Raw genomic sequence first — 19,250 nt, forward strand, 5'->3', positions numbered from 1 at the left:
AGTGTACGAACGCCGTGTTTCGACGAATGTTCATGGCGGCAACATCGCCGAAACGCGCGCTGCCTACGCTCGTCGGTACCCGCAGCATCCTCGGAGGTCGCCATGATCACGGCCGGCACCACGTTCGGTTCCGACGTCGACGACGTCGACACGCTCGTCGACGATCCGCTGACGCTGCTCGTGCGCTGGCTGCCGCCGCACGACAGCGAGCTCCGCCCCCTCGCCGCGCTGGCGACGATGGGCCGCGACGGCCTGCCCTCGCTGCGGCACGTGCTGGTCAGCGATCGCGACCTCACCGGGCTGTACTTCCACACCGATGCCGCGAGCGCGAAGGTGGCGCAGATCGCGGCGAACCCGGTCGCGGCCATGTCGGTCGCCTGGCCTGACGTGGGGCGCCAGCTCGTCGTGCGGGGGATCGTCGAGCGGGTCGGCACCGCCGACGCCGCCGAGGTGTACCGCCGGCGCTCGCGCTACCTGCAGCTGCTCGCGTGGCTGAACACCGACGAGAACGCCCACCTGCACGTGCTCGAACGCCGGCACCTGTGGGCGGAGTTCGACGCCGCGCATCCCGAGCTCGACCCGCCGGAGCGATGGGTGGGCTTCCGCGTGCGCCCCGTGACGCTCACGTTCTGGAGGGGCGACGCCCTCGGGCAGAGCACGCGCCAGCACTACGCGCTCGCCGACGGGCGCTGGACCGGCCGGATCCTGGCGGGCTGAGCATGGACATCACCAGCGTCACCTCGTACCGCGTCGCCCGGACGCGCGCCGACCTCGCGCTGCGCGACGGCGAGGTCGTCATCGCCGGCGGAACCTGGCTCATGAGCGAGCCGCAGCCGGGCACGACCGGCTTCGTCGACCTGACCGGCCTCGACTGGCCCGACCTCGAAGTGACCGACGAGGGCCTGCGGATCGGTGCGACCTGCACCATCGCGCGCCTGCTGGCGTGGGTCGAGCACGAGGCCCCGCTCGCGTGGACCTCCCTCGCCCTCGCCCGCCCCGCCGCCGACGCCCTGCTGGCGTCGTTCAAGATCTGGAACACCGCGACCGTCGGCGGCAACGTCTGCCAGGCGTTCGCGGCCGGCGCGATGATCGCGCTGCTGTCGACCCTGGATGCCACGGCACTGGTGTGGACGCCCGACGGCGGCGAGCGCCGCATCGCTGTGGCCGACCTCGTCGTCGACAACGCCGCGACCTCGCTCGCGCCGGGAGAGGTCGTGCGCGCGCTCGACATCCCGCTGCGTGCCCTCACCGCCCAGGTCGGCCTGCGCAAGATCGCCCTCGCCGAGCTCGGCCGCTCCGGTGCGGTGGTCACCGCGCGAGTCGACCCCGACGGATCGAGCGTGTTCGTCGTGACGGCGGCGGTGCGCCGCCCGCGCGTGCTGCGCTTCGCACGGGTGCCGGGAGCCGGGGAACTGCGGGATGCCGTGGCCGGCGCCACCGACTTCTACACCGACCCGCTCGGCAGCGCCGACTGGCGCCGCGGAGTGAGCATCGTGCTCGCCGAGCGCCTGCGCGCGGAGTTCCAGCGCGAGCCGCAGCGGGGTGCGGCATGACGGCGGCATCCCTCCCGGGCCGAGGGGGAGCGCACCCGTCCGCCTCGCCGAGGGGCCGGGCGACGACCGCCGGGGAGGCAGCCGGATGAGGTTCCACGTCAACGGCTCCCCCGTCGAGGTGGAGCCGCGGGCCGGTCAGTGCGCCCGAACGCTGCTGCGCGAGACGGGGCACGTCGAGGTGAAGAAGGGGTGCGACGCCGGAGACTGCGGCGCCTGTTCCGTGCTGCTCGACGGCACGCCCACCCACTCGTGCATCGTGCCCGCCGTGCGCCTCGAGGGGCGCGCGGTCACCACGGCCGCGGGCCTCGCCCCCGGCGACGACCTGCACCCCGTGCAGGAGGCGCTCGCGAGCGGCTTCGGGTTCCAGTGCGGCTTCTGCTCCCCCGGCATGAGCGTCACGGCATCCACCCTCACCGCCGACGACCTCGACGACCTCGACCGCCGCATGAAGGGCAACCTGTGCCGGTGCACCGGGTACCGACCGATCCGCGAAGCGATCCGGGCCTCGGTGCTCGGTCCGGTGCGCGAGACCGGAAGCGGGGCGGATGCGGGCGGCGCGGACACCGACACTGCCGCGTGCGGCGCCGGCTGCGGCGGCCATCACCGCACTCCGGGCGACGCGGGGCACGCCCTGATCGCGCGCACTCCTCCTGCGGAGCGGTTCGACCGACCTTCGTCCGCCCTCGCAGGAACCGATCTGCAGGAGTCGTACGCGCCCGCCGCCTCCCCCACCGCGGGCGTCGGCACCTCGGTCATCCCCGAGGCGGCGCGCCGCATCGTGCAGGGACGCGAACCGTTCACCCTCGACGAGCCCGTGCCCGGCGGCCCCGCCCTCGTGCTGCGGGTCGTGACCTCGCCGCACGCCCACGCCCGCGTGCGCGCGATCGACACGTCCGAGGCGCTTGCGGTACCGGGGGTCGTCGCCGTGCTCACCCACGCCGACGTGCCCGACGTGCGCTACTCCACGGGCCGGCACGAGCACCGCACCGACGACCCCGACGACACCCGCATGCTCGACGACGTCGTGCGACACGTCGGCCAGCGCGTGGTCGCTGTCGTCGCCGAGACGGCGGAGGCGGCGGATGCCGGCTGCCGCGCGGTGCGCATCGACTACGACGTGCTGCCCGCCGTCTACGATCCCGAGCAGGCCCGGCGCCCCGGGGCGCCCCTCCTGCACCCCGACCGCACCCCCGCGGACCGCGTGATGGATGCGGGACGCAACGTCGTGGCCGGGTTCCACACCGGGCACGGCGGCGACATCGACGCGGCCCTCGCGACCAGTCACGCGACGGTGACCGGCGAGTGGCGCTCCTCGCGCGTCACGCACGCGGCGCTCGAGACGCATGCGGCCGTGGGATGGCTCGACGACGACGGGCGCCTCGTCATCCGCTCATCGACGCAGGTGCCGTTCCTCGCCCGCAACGAACTCGCGCACGTCTTCGGCCTCGAGCGCGACCGCGTGCGCGTCTACGCCACGCGGGTCGGCGGCGGCTTCGGCGGCAAGCAGGAGCTCTTCACCGAAGACCTCACGGCCCTGGCCGTGCTGAAGCTCGGGCGCCCGGTGGCGTACGAGTTCTCGCGCACCGACCAGTTCGTGCGGGCCTCGCTGCGGCATCCGATGCGCGTGCGCGCGACGCTGGGGGCGGATGCCGCGGGGCGGCTGACCGCGATGAAGATCGACGTGCTGAGCGACACCGGCGCCTACGGCAACCACGCGATCGGTGTGCTGTTCCACTCGTGCGCGGAGTCGACGACCCTCTACCGGGTTCCGACAAAGTGGATCGACGCCGAAGCGGTCTATACCAACAACCCGCCGTCGGGGGCGTTCCGCGGATACGGCCTCGGACAGGTGGTGTTCGCCGTCGAATCGGCGATGGACGCCCTCGCCCAGGAACTCGACATCGACCCCTTCGACCTGCGTCGCATCAACGCCGTGCGCGAGGGCGATCCGCTGCACCCCGACGACGGCGAGACGCACGAGGAAGACCTGATCTGGGGCAGTTACGGCCTCGACCAGTGCCTCGACCTGGCTCAGGACGCGCTGCGCCGCGGCAACGGCGTCGAGGCCCCCGAGGGATGGCTCGTCGGCGAGGGCATGGCGACGGCGATGATCGCCACGATGGCACCGCGCGGCCACATCGCCCACACCACCGCCACCCTGCGCGGCGACGGCACGTACCTGCTGCGCGTGGGCACGGCCGAGTTCGGCAACGGCACCTCGACCGTGCACCGGCAGATCGCCGCGACCGTACTCGACGCCGCTCCCGAGCGCCTCGAGCTGTGGGCCGCCGACACCGACGCCGTCCGCCACGACACCGGGGCCTTCGCCTCGGCCGGCACCGTGGTCGCGGGCAAGGCCCTCTTCGGCGCCTGCACGGCGCTGCGGCGGCGGATGGTCGACATCGCCCGGGAACTCGCGACCGGAGATGCCGCTGAACTCGCGGTCGCGGCATCCGCCGTCGGGTCGAGGACGCCGATCGGACGCCCCGCGGCGGCGTACGGGGATGACGCGCCCCTCGCGGACTCGGCATCCGGGAGGGACGACATGGAGTTCACGGCATCCGGGATCCGGGTGGGCCGAGAGGTCGTCTCGTGGGGACGGATCGTCGCGGCCGGGGGCGGGGACGAGCTCACCGCGGACGGCGCGGAGTTCGGCGACCTGCGCTCTCTCGCCTTCAACGTGCACGCGGCCCGGGTCGCGGTGGACCCCGAGACGGGGACCGTGAAGGTGCTGCAGTCGATCCAGTCGGCCGACGCCGGGGTCGTCATCAACCCTGCGCAGTGCCGCGGGCAGATCGAGGGCGGGGCCGCGCAGGCGCTCGGCGGAGCACTGTACGAGGAGGTGCTCCTCGAGGACGGCGTGGTGCAGAACCCGGTGTTCCGCACCTACCGGGTTCCGCAGTTCGCCGACGTGCCCGACACCGAGGTGTACTTCGCCGAGACCGACGACAGCCTCGGCCCCTTCGGCGCGAAGTCGATGAGCGAATCGCCGTACAACCCGGTGGGCGCGGCGATCGGCAACGCCGTCTCGCGCGCGCTCGGTCGTCGCGGCTACGAGCTGCCGTTCTCGCGCGATCGGGTGTGGAGGCTGGCGGGCGGGGCCGACTGACCGCGCTCTCCGTGAAGGCGGGAACGCTCGTCCCACACACGGCTGGTGCATGTCCCAAAAATGGCCACTCCACAAGGGCTGAACCCACCACAAGTGGGACATGGGGCTGATGTGCCAGGCGCGAGAGGCGAAAGGCGAGGCAGGAACGCTCGTCCCACTCATGGCTGGTGCATGTCCCACAAATGGCCACTCCGCGACCGCTCGACCGGCCAGAGGGGGGACATGCTCCCGGCGACAGGCTCAGCGCTCCAGCGGCACCGCCGTTCCCGACACCTGGATGCCACCGGATGCCGGCACCTCGACCTCGATCACGCTCGGCCGGCCGATGTGTCGCCCCTGCCGGACGGTGAAGGCGAACGGTGCGGGCAGACCGACCCGCTCGCGCAGGTAGGCGCCGAGCGAGGCGGCGGCGGAGCCGGTGGCGGGGTCTTCGGTGATCTCGCCGACCGGGAAGAGGTTGCGGGCTTCGACGACGAGTCCGTCGGCGAGCTCGCCGTCGACGTGCACGACGATCACGGTGCCCTTCCAGCCCCGCTCGTCCATGAGCTCGCGCACAGAAGCGGGGTGGAACGCGAAAGCGTCGAATCTCTCGCGCGCGGCGACCGCGACCACCGGGTGCAGGTTGCCGGCGAAGGCCTGGGCGAGGGGCATCCGTTCGTCGAGGTCGGCGCGGGTGAGGCCCAGGAGCGCGATCAGGCGGTCGGCGACCGCGGGCTCCAGCTCGCCGACGGACGGTTCCACGCTCCGGAAACCCGCGACCGTGCGACCGTGGTCGACACGCGTGTCCACCTCGATCGCCCCCGCGGGGGTGTCGAAGACGAAGGGGCCGGCGCCCTCCGCGTCGGCGAGAGCGACCGCCGTGGCGATCGTGGCGTGTCCGCAGAACGGCACCTCGGCCCCGGGCGAGAAATAGCGCACGGATACGCGGCGCCCCTCACGGCCGACGACGAAGGCCGTCTCGGGGTGGCCGAGGTCGGTCGCGATGCGCTGCATGCGCGCGTCGTCGAGGGCCGTGGCATCCAGCACGACCCCCGCCGGGTTGCCGCCGCCGGGTTCGGCGGCGAAGGCGAGCAGCTGCAGGATGCCGGGAGTCGCGGTCATGCAGCGATTCTCGCTCAGGTCAACGCGCGGCGCCGGTGGCCGGTCGATGGTGCGTGGACCGCTGGGCGCGCCGCCGTTCGAGGTTCGGGTTCCGGGCGGGCTACCGCGCCGATCGAACCCTCGAGCCGCGCAGGGGTTCACTTCTCGAGATGCTGACCACGCAGTCCGGCGATCACGCCCCAGACCATGAGGCCCGGCCCCATGATGAGGCAAGCGAATCTCCATCGGTCCGCCTGGTAGCCGTCGACCGTCAGTAGCAGCAGGCCCACCCCGAGCACGAGCACGCCGACCGGCACCAGCCACCAGGCCGAAGGCGCCGAGCGGTCGCGTTTGATGAAGACCACCCACTGACCGTACCGGTGTCACATCGCAGGGCAGACCGTCTTGACGGCGCTCCGTCGCCCACCTCCGTTCGTCGTCGAACGAGCAGGGTCGGCGAGGGCGCTCGTCACCGCGGCTCCGCTCCCAGGTGCAGCACCGCCTCGGCGAGCGCCCGGAGTCCGGCCGCGACGTCGGCCCCGGTGACCGCCTCATCGGGGTGGTGGCTGATGCCGTCGGGGTTGCGCAGGAACAGCATTCCGACCCCGGTGATCGCGCCGATCGACATGGCGTCGTGACCGGCGCGACTGAAGAGGGTCGGGGCATCGGCCCCGATACCCGCGCGGACGACGTCTTGCAGCAGCGGTGCGCAGAACACCGCGGGAGCGCTGTGCACCTCTCGGGCGCGCCACCGCAGGCCCCGACGTCCCATGATCGCGTCGAGCTCGCTCGAGATCTCCGCCCACGTGTGATCGCGCGTGTCGTCGAACTCCCCGCGCAGGTCGAGGGAGAAGTGCGCCTCCCCGGGCACGACGTTCACGGCGCCCGGGAAGGCCTCGAGCTGCCCGACCGTCCCGATGATGTGATGCTCGCCCCGGCAGATGCGTTCGACCGCGAGGGCGGCCTCGCTCGCCCCGAGCAGAGCGTCGCGCCGCATGTCGTAGGGCGTGCCGCCGGCGTGCCGGGCCTCGCCCTCGACGACGAGCTGGAACCTCCGGGCCGAGGCGATCGACGACACCGCGGCGAGCGCCTGCCCGCTGCGGTGCAGCTCGGGTCCCTGTTCGATGTGCGCCTCGAGGTAGGCGACGAGCTCGTCAGGTCGCCGCGCGGCCTCGCCCACGCGGCCCGGGTCGAGCCCGAAGTCGCGGAACGCTTCGCGCAGCGTGATGCCATCGGCGTCGGCGAGGTCCCACCACGCGGCATCCCATCGCCCGGCGACCGCTGACGAGCCCAGCAGGGCCTTGCCGAAGCGCGTCCCCTCTTCGTCGCTGAAAGCGATGACCTCGAGGGCGAAGGGGAAGGGACTGGATGCCGCGCCGTCATCGTCGACACGGCGCAGAAGCCGCACGACCTCCAGCGCCATCAGCACCCCGACGATGCCGTCGAAGCGTCCGGCGTCCGGGACGGTGTCCAGGTGCGACCCGAGCAGGAGAGCGGGGGCGTCGGGGGATCCCGCGGGGGCGAGGCGCCCCACCTGATTGCCGGCGGCGTCCTGGCGAGTCGTCATGCCGAGCTCGCGCATCCACTCCGCCGCGAGGCGGTTGACGCGTGCATGCTCGGGCGAGAGGTAGACGCGCGTGATGCTCCCGGGCGTCGCCGTGACCCGCGCGAGCTCCTCGCAGCGGCCCATGACACGGCGCGATGCCGCCGCGATGCGTTCGGGGGCGACCTGCAGGCGTGTGGCGGCGGTCATGCGCGGCGTCCCGTCGACGTCTCTCGGTGGGCGACGCTGCGCATCACGCGCCCGCCCCCGCGTACACGCCCTGCGCCGCCTCGACACCTCCACCTGCCGACACCGTCGCCCCGTGACGGCGCAGCACCGCCTCGAGGGCGGCCAGCGTCGTCAGCACGGCGTCCTTCCGAGCGTTGTACCCCATCGTCCCGATACGCCAGACGCGTCCGTGCAACGGACCGAACGAGGTGCCGATCTCGATGCCGAAGTCGCTCAGCAGCTCGCTCCGCACGGCGTCTCCGACCACGGCATCCGGGATCTCGACCGCGACGACGTTCGTCATCTTGTGCGCGACGTCGCCGAAGACGGTGAGCCCGAGCCCCTCGACACCCGCGAGCATGGCGTCGCCGTGCAGCCGGTGCCGCGCGATGACCTCGTCGCGGCCCTCGAGCAGCAGCACGCGCGCGCACTCCCGCGCGCCGTAGAGCATGGTGGTCGCCTCGGTGTGGTGGTTGAGGCGGCGCGGTCCCCAGTAGTCGAGGATCATCGCGAGGTCGAAGTAGTTCGAGCGGATGAAGTCGGATGCCACGGCATCGCCCTCCTCGCGGATGCCGGCCTCGACGCGGGCACGCGAGCGGACGACCTCGACCGCGCGCGCGGACAGGCTGATCGGCGCCGATCCGGAGGGGCCGCCGAGGCATTTCTGCAGTCCCGCGGTCGCGGCATCCAGGCCCCAGGCATCCATCTCGAAGGGGTTGCCGCCGAGCGAGGCCGTGGCGTCGGTGTAGAACAGCGCGCCGTGCGCACGGCAGATCTCGCCGATCTCGTCGAGCGGCTGGAGCATCGTGGTGGAGGTGTCGCCCTGCACGCACGCCACGAGGTGCGGCTGCACCCGCTCGATCGCCTCGCGGATCGTCGACACCGGGAACACCTGCCCCCACGGCACCTCGATCGTGTGCACCTCGGCGAGGGCCCGCTCGGCGATCTCGGCGAGCAGGTGGCCGAACCGCCCGAAGACGGGCACCAGCACGCGGTCCCCGGGGCGGATGAGCGAGACCATGGCCGCCTCGATACCGGCACGGCTCGTGCCGTCGATGAGCAGCGTGGCGTCGTTGTCGGTGCCCCAGACCCGCCGATAGAGCTCCTGCGTCTCGGTCATCGTCGCCGTCATGAACGGGTCGTACTGGCCGACGAGCGGGGCGCCCATCGCGCGCAGCACGCTCGGGTACGCCGAGATGGGGCCAGGGCCCATGAGCAGGCGGGCGGGCGGGTCGATCGGGCCGGGGAGGTGGGTCATCGGGACTCCATGGTGCGGGTGGGGCGGGAGGCGGGGTGGAGCGACGCGGGGCGGGCTGCGACGCGGATCGGCACGGGGCGAGCGGTGCCGCGGGTCGGCACGACATCGGCAATCCGGGCGATCGAGGCGTCGGATGCCGCCGAACGGCGCAACTGCAGGGGTTGTGTCGGCGCAGAGCGAGGCGCCGTTGGAACGGAGCGGGCCGCCGACCGAGTCGGGGCCGGCCGGCGGCTCATCGCCCGTCCCCCGCCCCGATCAGCGCAGCCAGCCGACGGGCGAGGCGGACGAGCGCGATGTCGGTGCCGGCGCGCGACACCAGGCACACGCCCACCGGCGCACCCCCGACCGTCAGGAGCGGCACCGAGATCGCGGGCAGGCCCGCCGCCGCCGCGGGGGCGGTCATGCGCAGGGTCGCCGCGCGGACGGCATCCACGTCGGCGGTGCGCAACGGCGCGGGGCCGGGGACGGTCGGGAAGATCAGCACGGCGCCGTCGACGAGCTCCGCCAGGTGCGCGGCGATCGGTTCGAGGTCGGCGCGGGCGCGGGACTCCTCGGCGGCGGTGATCTGCGACGCGGCGCGGAAGCGCTCGGCCACCGCCTCCCCCACGGCCCCGGGGTGCGCGCGCAGCCACTCGCCGTCGTTGCGCCAGGCCTCGGCGCCTTGCACGGTGCGGAACGCGGTGAAGGCGGCATCCACCTCGCCCGTGTGCACGGCGCGGAACGACGGCGGATCGTCGGATGCCGCGAGCGCCGCCAGCAACCGCGAGAAGGCCTCGCGCGTGTCGGGGTCGGCGCAGTCGAGGATCTCTTCCGGCACGAGGAAGCGCCACGGCAGGTCATCGCCCGAGGCTCCGTAGACGCTCTCGGTCGAGGCCGAGCCGTCGTAGCTGAGGCACCAGTCGGCCACGCGCTGCAGCGTGTCGCCGTCGCGGGTGAGCCAGCCGATCGTGTCGAACGACTGCGCGAGGGGCAGCATGCCCTGGCGCGGAACGAGGTCGTGGGTCGTTCTCAGCCCCCACAGACCCTGGTACGACGCGGGCACGCGGATGGAACCGGCCGTGTCGGTCGCGAGGCCGATGTCGGCGTGGCCCAGGGCGACGGCCGACGCCGGTCCACTCGAGGACCCGCCGGGGAGGGCTCCGACGACGGCACCGTTGGGCGGGGTGCCGTAGTGCACGTTGTCGCCCGCGATCGAGTAGGCGAACTCGTCGGTGCGCGCGATGCCGCGCAGTGAGGCACCCCCTCTCAGCAGATCCGCGACGGCGGGGGCCGTGGCCTTCTCGGGGCGTGCCTCTTCGAGATAGGCGGGATTGCCGGCCCCGATGCGGAAGCCCGCGATCGCGAACAGGTCTTTCACCGCGACCGTGAGGCCCGCGAGCGGTCCCTCCCACGCGCCCTGCAGGAACGGGTCGCCGACGCTGCGCCAGATCGTGCGGTCGAGCGCGGGAGTCCGCGGGGTGACGTGGGCGGCCGTGATGAGCCATCGCCCGTCGATGCGCTGCCAGATCTGCGTCTGCAGACCGCGCCCACCGCCTCGGAACGCCGAGACCGAGACGAGAAGGGCCACATCGCCGTCGCCGCCGCCTGCCGGGGTGCCCGGGGCGCCGGCATCGTCACGGACGTCGTCCGAGGCGACGGGTGCGGCCCGGCGTCCCGAGGAGAGAGGGCGGTAGTGGATTTCGGCGATCTCGCGCGGCGGAACGCCGCCGCGCAGAGCCCGGAAACCGCTGATCGCGTCGTGCCCGACCAGCAGACCCGCGGTGTCGCCTCGGAGGGTCCGCGTCCCGGGCGCGAAGAAGGCGTCGAGAGCGTCGAGGTCGTTCGCGACGATCGCGCTCTCGTAGGCGTCGAAGGCTGCGCGCAGGTCGTCCGGCATCGCCGCGTCGTCTGCGGGAACGGCCACGGCCGGTCCCTGTTCGGCATCCGTCACGAGCGTCGCCCGCCTTTCTGCTGCGTCGGGTGTCCGCGGAAGACCGACAGCCGAGGGATTCGTCCGGGACTCCCGGACACGCGATTCGCGGGCGGCAGCGGCGCGGCGACGTCGGTCGCCGACTCGACGCACACGTCAGCCGCTTCGGCGCGGGCCAGGGCTGCGGCCAGGATCGGGCTCACGCGACGCCTCCCTCGTGAGCGGATGCGAGCGGCACGGGCTCCACGGACGGGATCTCGGCGAAATCCACCTCGCGGATCCGCGCGTGCACGCCCGAGACGATGTCGACCACCTGCGAGATGTCGAAGTCGGTGGCGGCGCTCAGATAGGCGTAGGCGAGGTGCTCGTCCATGCCCCACCGTCCCCCGATGAGCGCCAGCGATGCACGGACGCACGCGCGCATCGCGGCGTCGAGGTCGGGGTCCATGCCGGTGGGAACGAGGTATTCGGGCGTTCGCACGAGCGGGCCGGTCACCTCGCCGAACGCCGCGCGGGCGGCATCCGCGGGGATCACCTCGAAGCGCAGCGTCGCGCGCAACGAGGCCTCGAGCGCGGTGAGCGCGACCTCGCCGTCGCCCTGGGCGAAGTGGGGATCGCCGACATACGCGAGGGCCCCGTCGACCTGCACCGGCAGGAACAGCGTGGTGCCCTCGACGAGGAGGTTGATGTCGATGTTGCCGCCGTGCGTGCCCGGCGGCACCGAGTGCGGTCGCTCGTCGGCCGCGACGGCCACGCCCATCGTGCCGAGGAACGGGGCGAGCGGGAAAGCGACGATCGGGTCTCCGCCCTCGACGATCGGCAGGGTGCCGTGCAGCACGCCCTCGCGCTCGGCGACGGCGGCGAAGACGCTGACGTTGTGCTCGCCGCGCGGCAGCTCGCCCACCAGCGCCCCCTTGCCGTGGCGGTTCGAGATCACGCCGTACGGGACGCGCGGGGTCAGGGTCTCGACGGTGATCTTCAACAGATCGCCGGGGCGGGCCCCGCGCACGTGCACGGGCCCCACCACGACGTGCGGTCCGTCGGCGAAGGGATCCCGAGCGACGGATGCCGCGATCTCGATCGCGTCGTCGAGCACGTGATCGGCGGGCACGCCGTGGGCCGCGAAGAAGGCGAGGGGGTCTTTGCCCTGGTCGTCGAGGATGCCCTCGTGACTGACGGTGTCGAACGTCACGCTCTCGCCCGAGCCGATCTCGAGCGCGGGCGCATCGGCCGCGCACGGAAGGCGCCCCCACATCACGGTGGCGGGTGTGGCGGGAAGGTAGTGGTCGCCGGGGACGAACCCGACGCCCGGCTGGAGGATGGGGACGGGTGTCGACGTGCGGGCGTGAGAGCCGGTCCCTTCGACGGGCTCAGGGACCTCCGTTCCGGCGGAGGCGACGGGCTCGTGGGCCTCGGGCGCGGGAGTCACGCCTGCACCGCCGCGGCCTCGCGCAGGAGCTCGCGCCCCTCCCGCTCGCTGACGGGCGCCCCTCGGCGATAGACCGACGAACCGCGCACCCAGGTCTCGCGTACGACGCCGGTCAGCGTCTTGCCGTGCCACGGCGACACCGGATTGCGGTACTCGAGACTCGCCGCGTCGACCACGACCTGCTCGTCGGGGGCGAAGGCCACGAGGTGCGCCGGAGCGCCGGGCTCGATCACTCCGAGGCCTGCGAGACCGGCGATGCGCGCGGGCCCCGTGGTCATGAGCGGCAGGAGGGTCTCGAACGCGAGCCCCCGCTCGCGCGCGGTCGTGTGGATGGCCGAGAGACCGGTCTGCAGGCCCGCGATGCCGCCCCAGGCGAGGCCGAAGTCGGGGTTGCTCTTCAGCTCGACCGTCGCGGGCGAGTGATCGCTCACGATGGCGTCGATCGTCCCGTCGACGACTCCGGCCCACAGGAGATCGCGGTTGCCCGCGCCGCGGATGGGCGGGCAGCACTTGAACGCCCCCGCGCCGTCGGGCACCTCCTCGGCATCGAGCGTGAGGTAGTGCGGGCACGTCTCGACCGTGAGGCGCACGCCCTCGGCCTTGGCCGCCCGCACCGCGTCGAGCGCGCCGCCGTCGGAGACGTGGACGATGTGCGCGCGGGCGCCCGTTCGGCGGGCGGCACCGATCACGCGCTCGATCGCCGCGCGCTCGCTCAGAGGCGGGCGGCTGACCTCGAAGTCGCGGTACCGGGGTCCGAGCGCGCCGTGCGCGGGCAGATGAGCGGGGTCTTCGGCGTGCACGATGAGGAGGCCGTCGAAGACCGCGAGCTCCGCGAGGCACTGCTCGAGCTGAACAGCGTCGAGGTGGCCGAACTCGTCGATGCCGCTCGGCGAGAGGAAGCACTTGAAACCGACGACGCCGGCGTCGGAGAGGGCGCGCAACGACCCGAGGTTCTCGGGCACCGCGCCGCCCCAGTACGCCACGTCGACGGCGAGCTTGCCGCGCGCGGCCGCTCGCTTGGCATCCAACGCCTCCACCGAGGTCGTCACGGGGACGCTGTTCAGCGGCATGTCGACCACCGTCGTGACGCCGCCCGCTGCCGCGGCCGCCGTTCCCGTCGCGAAGCCCTCCCACTCGGTGCGGCCGGGCTCGTCGAAGTGCACGTGCGAGTCGACCAGGCCCGGCAGCAGCGTCGCGTCCTGCGGGAGGACCGTGTCGGCGGTGGCGTCGAAGGACTCGAGCGCCGCGATGTGACCGTCGTCGATCACGAGGGTGGCGGGCGCGAAGGCGCCGTCGAGGAAGACCCGACGCGCGGCGATCCGTGTGCTCATGCCGTTCACGCTAAGCGCCCTGCGTTTCACGAATGTAACCGTCATCAACATCTGTGGGAACACCCGGAATTGCGCCACCTGGGGAGGAGTCGCGCCGGTGTCCGGAGCCCCCGCGCGGGATCTCGCAGCCGGATGCCGCCGGTGGCCCCGGGGCGTGCGCAGTGGCCCCGGGGCCACCCGCGAACGCCGCACCCCCGACACCGGGCACGACCGACGCCCCGGGGCCACCCGCGAACGCCGCCTCCCGACGCTCCGGCCCCACCGTCGCCGCGAAGCCGCTCCCCGCGCGCACCGGCTCGCGAACCGGCGGCGCCGCATACTCGTCGCGCTTGCTCGTCCCCAAGCCCATCCGCACCATCCCGGATGCCATCCCCACCGCCGCCGCCACCCCGTCGACGACCGGTACCCCGACGCGGGCCGTGAGCTCGGCGCACAGATCCGCCATTCCCGCGCAGCCGAGCACGATCACGTCGGCGCCGGAGGCCGCGGCATCCGCGCTGTAGCGGGCGATGGTCTCCACCGCCACGGAGCCCGTGTCCTCGAGATCGAGCACCGGGATGCCGGTGGCCGCGAGCGAGGCGCAGGCACGATCCATGCCGTACCGCGCGACGAGGTCGCGAGCCCGGCCGAGGGTGCGGCTCAGCGTCGTCACGACGCCGAAGTGCCGCCCCGACACCGCAGCCAGATGCATGGCTGCTTCGGCGATCCCGATCACGGGTACCTCGACCAGCTCGCGCGCCGCGTCGAGCCCCGGGTCGCCGAAGCACGCGATCACATAGGCGTCCGCCGGGTCGACGCCGTCGCGATCGGCCACGATCAGCTCCACGACCGCCGCCGCCGCCGCGATCTCGTCGACGTGGCTCTCGATGGCCGGCGCTCCGGTCGCCGGGCATACGGCGTCGATGACCACGTCGGGCCCCGCCACCCCCCGAGCGGCATCCGCGATCTTCGCGGTCATCGCCCGGGAGGTGTTGGGGTTCAGGAGCAGGATCCTCACGCGAGCGCCTCACGCCCACCGGCGACGCCCGGCGCCCGCTGCGGCGACGGCGCGCCCGAGGGGGCGTCGGTGGCGTCCGCAGCCGTCCGCGCGAGCACGAGGGCATCGGCCTCGGCGGGGGCCTCGACGGCATCCGTCGTCCCGTCGGAGATCCCCTCGGTCTCGCCGTCGAAGGTCGGGACGCGGGGATCGAGCCGCTCGAAGAGGAGGAAGAGCACCAGGCCCAACGCGCAACCGATGAACCAGCTGTAGTCGCTGACCGCCGAGACGTCGAACATCCCCAGGTCGGCGAAGAGCTTCGGGAAGATCGCGATCGCCACCGTCGGCACGCCCGCGGCGATGACGGCCTTCACCGCGTTCGGGTTGAATCCGTTGCGGTACCAGTAGGGGCCCGCGGCATCCATCGTGAACATCGCGTCGACGTTCACGCGCTGACGCGCCGCGAAGTAGTAGCCGGCGATCAGGATGCCGAAGAGCGGGCCGATCAGCGCACCCAGCACGCCGAGCGAGTAGTGGATGGCGTCGCTGTTGGAGTACCAGTTCCAGGGCATGAGGAACGTGGAGCCGACCGCCGCGATCATGCCGCCCGCGCGCCACGAGATCTTCTTCGGGGCGACGTTGGAGAAATCGAACGCGGGGGAGATGAAGTTGGCGACGATGTTGATGCCGACCGTGGCGGTGACGAAGGTGAGTCCGCCCAGCAGGATCGCGAACGGGGTGTCGATGCGTTCGACGGTCGCGATCGGGTCGGTGATGAGGTCGCCGAACACCGGCACCGTGGCCGACGCCGTGATGACGGTCAGCAGAGAGAAGAAGAGGAAGTTGATCGGCAGACCCCAGAAGTTGCCCTTCTTCACCGCGGCGAAGCTCTTGCCGTAGCGGGCGAAGTCACCGAAGTTGAGCATCGGGCCCGAGAAGTACGACACGACCAGCGCGATCGCGGCGAACATCACCGGGATCGAGGCCCAGAAGTCGAGCTGGGTGGTCGAGAGGGTGAACGAGATGTTCTCGATGCCGGCCTGCGACACGAGGTAGACGGCGAGCACGATCATCACCAGGTAGACCGCCGGACCCGCCCAGTCGATGAAGCGGCGGATGACCTCCATGCCGTTCCAGAACAGCAGGAACTGCGCGGTCCACAGGATCGCGTACGAGATCCAGCCGAGCGCCGACAGGCCCGCGAACGACACGTCGAGCAGGGCCGCCGAACCCGGGATGAACTTCAGGAACACGATGTTCAGCGACTCGGCCGCGAGGAACGTCTGCACCCCGTACCAGGCGATCGCGATGAGACCGCGGATGATCGCGGGGATGTTCGCACCCCGGATGCCGAACACGACGCGGTTGATCACCGGGTAGGGGACGCCGGTCTTCTGGCTCGGCTTGGCGACGAGGTTCGCGAACACCTGCACGATGACGATTCCGGCGATCAGCGCCACGAGCACCTGCCACGACTGCAGGCCGAGGGCGAAGAGCGAGCCGGCGGTGACGTAGCCGCCGACGGAGTGCACGTCGCTCATCCAGAACGCGAAGATGTTGTAGCTCGACCACTTCTGCTTCCGCAGCGGAGCGAGGTCTTCGTTGGCGAGCCGGTCGTCGTAGTGCGGCTTCATGTTGCCGCCCCCGTGGGGGTGGCCGGCGGCCTCCACGAGATCGTGGGGGCCGGTGAGCGGGGTGGATGTCATGTCATTCCTCTCAGGACGGATGAATGCCACGACGTGGAGTCCGCGGCCGGAGTGGAGCTCTGATGTGAAGTTATGGGTTCACACGACCGTGACGGTTTCGCTCATGTAACGAGCATGTGAAGTCGCTCCTTCACACTCGGCGGCTGCCTAGACTCGGGGCATGACGCAGCCGCCCCTCGCCGACGCCGTCGAACACGACGCGGCCGTGGCGGCCGAGCCGTCGGCATCCGTCGGGGCGCGCATCCGCGACCTCCGTCAGGCCCGCGGCATCTCCGCACGCGCGCTGGCCGCGACCCTCGGCATCTCCCCCAGCGCCGTCTCGCAGATCGAGCGCGGCGTGATGCAGCCGAGCGTCTCGCGGCTCATCGCCATCACCGACGCCCTCGGCGTGCCGCTCGTCGCGGCGTTCGATCCGGCATCCGATCGTCCCGTCGATCCCGTCGGGCCCTCGGGCTTCACCCTGCAGCGCGCGGGGCAATCGCCCGACATCGTGCTCGACAGCGGCGTCTCGTTCCGTCGCCTGACCCCGGGCTCCTCCCCCGGCGTCGACTACTTCGAGTCGATCTACCCGCCCGGGGCCTCCGCGCACGGCGCCGACGGTCTCTTCCACCACGAGGGATACGAGGTCGGCACCGTCGTCGCAGGCGAGCTCACCATCGATTTCGAGGCCGAGCGCGTCATCCTGCGCGCCGGCGACGCGATCAGCTATCCCTGTTCGGTCCCCCACCGTCTGCACAACACCGGCGGGACGGATGCCGTGGCGCACTGGCTGATCGTGCACGCCTGACGCGCGCGATCGTCACCGGCGGTTCCCGCCGCGCACCCGCCACGTCATGAGAACAGGCGCCGGCACGAGAACAGGCCGGACTCCGCCGAATTGGTCTGTTCCGGTGGCATCCCCTGTTCTCGTGACGCCGCACACGCCCGAAATGTTCCCCACAGCAACATCGCCGACACATCGCGCCACAGCCCCGTAACGCGGCCCGCCTAGCCTGGCCCGCATGCTCCTGCGCCACTTCCACGCCCTCGACGACGCGGAGGCCTCGGCCGTGGTCCGCGTGTGGGCCGACGTCCCCGGATGGGTCGACGCCATCGTCGACGGCCGGCCGTACGCCGACGTCGACGCCCTCGCGGCCTACGCCGGGGACCTCGCGTCGGCGTGGTCGTCCGACGACCTCGCCACCGCCCTGCACGCGCACCCCCGCATCGGCGCGAAGGTGTCGGGCGAGGGGGCCGAGGCCGCGGCATCCCGTCGCGAGCAGGGATCCATGGCATCCGCCGCCGACGACGACGTGGCGGCCATCGCCGCCGGCAACGCCGCGTACGAGGAGCGTTTCGGCCGTGTCTTCCTCATCCGCGCCGCCGGACGCACGCCGGGCGAGATGCGGGCCGAGCTCGAGCGTCGGCTGACGAACGACCCGGCGGCCGAGACGATCGAGGCGACGCGACAGCTCGCCGAGATCGCCCTGCTGCGCCTGCGAACCACGTTCGCCGACGACGCGCCCGCCGAACCGGAGGACGCGGAGTGACCCGCAGCGCCCTCACCCCCGCACGAGCCGCCCGAGGAGTCTTGCGATGACGCACCTGACCACCCACATCCTGGATGCCACGGCCGGCACCCCCGCGGCCGGCGTCACCGTCACGCTGGCCCACCTCGACGGCGCGACGATCGACTCCGCGACCACCGACGCCGACGGTCGCCTCGCCCTCGGCCCCGACGTGCTCGGCGACGGCGACTACGCCCTCACCTTCGGTACGGGGGCCTACTTCCGCGGGCGCGGCGTCGCGTCGTTCCACCCCGTGGCGGTGGTCGCGTTCACCGTCGCCGGTGAGGCTCATCTGCACGTGCCGTTGCTGCTGAGCCCGTTCGCCTACTCGACCTACCGCGGCAGCTGAGGAGAGTCATGAAGGTCATCGTCATCGGCGCGGGTGTCGGCGGAACCTCGGCCGCCCTCGCCCTGCAGAAGCTCGGCCACGAGGTCGTGGTCTACGACCGCATGCGCGAGAACCGCCCGGTGGGAGCCGCCCTGTCGCTGTGGTCGAACGGCGTGAAGGTGCTCAACTGGCTCGGCCTCGGTCCGCAGGTCGCCGCCCTCGGCGGGCGGATGGACGACATGGCCTACTACGACGGCCACACCGGCGACGAGCTCTGCCGCTTCAGCCTCGCTCCCGTGACCGCGCAGACGGGCCAGCGCCCCTATCCCGTCGCCCGCGCCGACCTGCAGGCCCTGATGATGGATGCCGTCGGCCCGGCGAACATCCGCCTCGGGATGCAGCTGGTCGCCGTGGCCGACGACGGCGAGACCGTCACCGCGACCTTCGCCGACGGGTCGACCGACACCGCCGACCTGCTCATCGGCGCCGACGGGGCGCGCTCGATCGTGCGGGACTACGTGACGGAGCCCACCGGCATCCGTCCGGAGCGGTCCTACTCCGGATACGTCAACTACAACGGTCTTGTCGCCGCGGACGAGCGCATCGGACCGCTCGACCAGTGGACGACGTACGTGGGCGACGGAAAACGGTGCGCGGTGATGCCCGTCGCGGGCGACCGCTTCTACTTCTTCGTCGACGTGCCGGGGCCCTCGGGGGTGCTCGAGGACCGCATGGCCGCGCTCGAGGAGGCGTTCGGCGCGTGGGGCGCCCCCGGTGTGCGGGCCCTGCTCGACGGCATCGACCCCGACGAGTCGCTCAACCGCGTGGAGATCTGGGACATCGACCCCTTCGACACCTGGGTGCGCGGGAGGGTCGCGATCCTCGGCGACGCCGCGCACAACACCGCGCCCGACATCGGCCAGGGCGCCTGCTCGGCCCTGGAGGACAGCTTCGCCCTCGGCATCGTCTTTGCCACCTCGACCCTGGGCGTCGAGGACTCGCTGAAGCGCTATGAGCGCATCCGCACCGAGCGCGCGGGCGACCTCGTGCTGCGCGCCCGGAAGCGGGCGTTCGAGACCCACGCCTTCGACGTCGACGCGACGCAGGCCTGGTACGAGGGCCTGCGCCGCGAGGACGGGACGGGTGTCATCCGGGGGATCGTCGGCAACATCGAGGGCAGCCCGGTGGAGCTGGGCGCGAGCGTCCTGGGCTGAGGGCGCCGATACCGGACGACCGTCGCGGCCGCGCCTGCC

At 72.4% G+C, this 19,250-nt stretch carries 17 protein-coding genes; 7 read left to right on the plus strand and 10 right to left on the minus strand.

Annotated elements, in window-relative coordinates; genetic code table 11:
• The first annotated feature begins 102 nt into the window (after nt 1–102).
• The 3 genes from AB0N82_RS02720 (at nt 103) to AB0N82_RS02730 (ending at nt 4,662) form a co-directional block, all read left to right on the plus strand.
• On the plus strand, nt 103–717 hold the full coding sequence (locus AB0N82_RS02720) for a pyridoxamine 5'-phosphate oxidase family protein (RefSeq protein ID WP_363387819.1): 615 nt from the start codon (nt 103–105) through the stop codon (nt 715–717).
• A gap of 2 nt (nt 718–719) precedes the next feature.
• The gene (locus AB0N82_RS02725) at nt 720–1,553 is read left to right on the plus strand and encodes an FAD binding domain-containing protein (RefSeq protein WP_363387822.1); all 834 of its coding nucleotides are present in this window, start codon (nt 720–722) and stop codon (nt 1,551–1,553) included.
• Between the two features lie 85 nt (nt 1,554–1,638).
• Nucleotides 1,639–4,662, plus strand: a complete 3,024-nt coding sequence (locus AB0N82_RS02730; RefSeq protein ID WP_363387825.1) for a molybdopterin cofactor-binding domain-containing protein — start codon at nt 1,639–1,641, stop codon at nt 4,660–4,662.
• 240 nt (nt 4,663–4,902) lie between these two features.
• On the opposite strand, the gene AB0N82_RS02735 is transcribed toward AB0N82_RS02730, so the two are convergent.
• The 10 genes from AB0N82_RS02735 to AB0N82_RS02780 form a co-directional block, all read right to left on the minus strand.
• Nucleotides 4,903–5,763: a PhzF family phenazine biosynthesis isomerase gene (locus AB0N82_RS02735; protein ID WP_363387828.1), complete on the minus strand. Its 861-nt coding sequence runs from the start codon at nt 5,761–5,763 to the stop codon at nt 4,903–4,905.
• 137 nt (nt 5,764–5,900) lie between these two features.
• Complete coding sequence (locus AB0N82_RS02740) at nt 5,901–6,107, minus strand: hypothetical protein (protein WP_363387831.1); 207 nt, start codon at nt 6,105–6,107, stop codon at nt 5,901–5,903.
• Between the two features lie 104 nt (nt 6,108–6,211).
• Nucleotides 6,212–7,495, minus strand: a complete 1,284-nt coding sequence (locus AB0N82_RS02745) for an allantoate amidohydrolase (protein ID WP_363387834.1) — start codon at nt 7,493–7,495, stop codon at nt 6,212–6,214.
• 43 nt (nt 7,496–7,538) lie between these two features.
• Entirely contained in the window at nt 7,539–8,771 is a 1,233-nt protein-coding gene (locus AB0N82_RS02750) for an alanine--glyoxylate aminotransferase family protein (protein ID WP_363387837.1), read from the minus strand.
• A 232-nt stretch (nt 8,772–9,003) separates the two neighbouring features.
• Entirely contained in the window at nt 9,004–10,674 is a 1,671-nt protein-coding gene (locus AB0N82_RS02755) for an AtzH-like domain-containing protein (protein ID WP_363387840.1), read from the minus strand.
• Nucleotides 10,675–10,697: 23 nt separating this feature from the next.
• On the minus strand, nt 10,698–10,883 hold the full coding sequence (locus tag AB0N82_RS02760) for a hypothetical protein (protein WP_363387843.1): 186 nt from the start codon (nt 10,881–10,883) through the stop codon (nt 10,698–10,700).
• The gene (locus AB0N82_RS02765) at nt 10,880–12,001 is read right to left on the minus strand and encodes an acetamidase/formamidase family protein (RefSeq protein WP_363389416.1); all 1,122 of its coding nucleotides are present in this window, start codon (nt 11,999–12,001) and stop codon (nt 10,880–10,882) included. Before AB0N82_RS02765 ends, AB0N82_RS02760 begins: the two co-directional genes overlap by 4 nt.
• Before the next feature lie 104 nt (nt 12,002–12,105).
• Complete coding sequence (gene allB, locus AB0N82_RS02770; protein ID WP_363387846.1) at nt 12,106–13,440, minus strand: allantoinase AllB; 1,335 nt, start codon at nt 13,438–13,440, stop codon at nt 12,106–12,108.
• Between the two features lie 10 nt (nt 13,441–13,450).
• Nucleotides 13,451–14,437, minus strand: a complete 987-nt coding sequence (locus tag AB0N82_RS02775) for an aspartate/glutamate racemase family protein (protein ID WP_315993913.1) — start codon at nt 14,435–14,437, stop codon at nt 13,451–13,453.
• On the minus strand, nt 14,434–16,122 hold the full coding sequence (locus AB0N82_RS02780) for an NCS1 family nucleobase:cation symporter-1 (RefSeq protein ID WP_315993914.1): 1,689 nt from the start codon (nt 16,120–16,122) through the stop codon (nt 14,434–14,436). The genes AB0N82_RS02775 and AB0N82_RS02780 overlap by 4 nt, the downstream gene beginning before the upstream one ends.
• Before the next feature lie 160 nt (nt 16,123–16,282).
• Here AB0N82_RS02780 and AB0N82_RS02785 point away from each other — a divergent pair, with 160 nt between their 5' ends.
• The 4 genes from AB0N82_RS02785 (at nt 16,283) to hpxO (ending at nt 19,211) form a co-directional block, all read left to right on the plus strand.
• Entirely contained in the window at nt 16,283–16,909 is a 627-nt protein-coding gene (locus tag AB0N82_RS02785) for an XRE family transcriptional regulator (RefSeq protein ID WP_315993915.1), read from the plus strand.
• Nucleotides 16,910–17,123: 214 nt separating this feature from the next.
• Nucleotides 17,124–17,651 (plus strand): 2-oxo-4-hydroxy-4-carboxy-5-ureidoimidazoline decarboxylase, encoded by a 528-nt coding sequence (gene uraD, locus AB0N82_RS02790; protein ID WP_363387851.1) that lies wholly within the window; start codon nt 17,124–17,126, stop codon nt 17,649–17,651.
• A 46-nt stretch (nt 17,652–17,697) separates the two neighbouring features.
• Nucleotides 17,698–18,018 (plus strand): hydroxyisourate hydrolase, encoded by a 321-nt coding sequence (gene uraH / locus AB0N82_RS02795; protein ID WP_315993917.1) that lies wholly within the window; start codon nt 17,698–17,700, stop codon nt 18,016–18,018.
• An 8-nt stretch (nt 18,019–18,026) separates the two neighbouring features.
• Entirely contained in the window at nt 18,027–19,211 is a 1,185-nt protein-coding gene (gene hpxO, locus AB0N82_RS02800) for an FAD-dependent urate hydroxylase HpxO (protein WP_363387855.1), read from the plus strand.
• Nucleotides 19,212–19,250: the final 39 nt, after the last annotated feature.

The organism is Microbacterium sp. NPDC089186, from assembly GCF_040685115.1.
In the GTDB taxonomy this organism is placed as follows: Bacteria; Actinomycetota; Actinomycetes; order Actinomycetales; family Microbacteriaceae; genus Microbacterium; species Microbacterium galbum.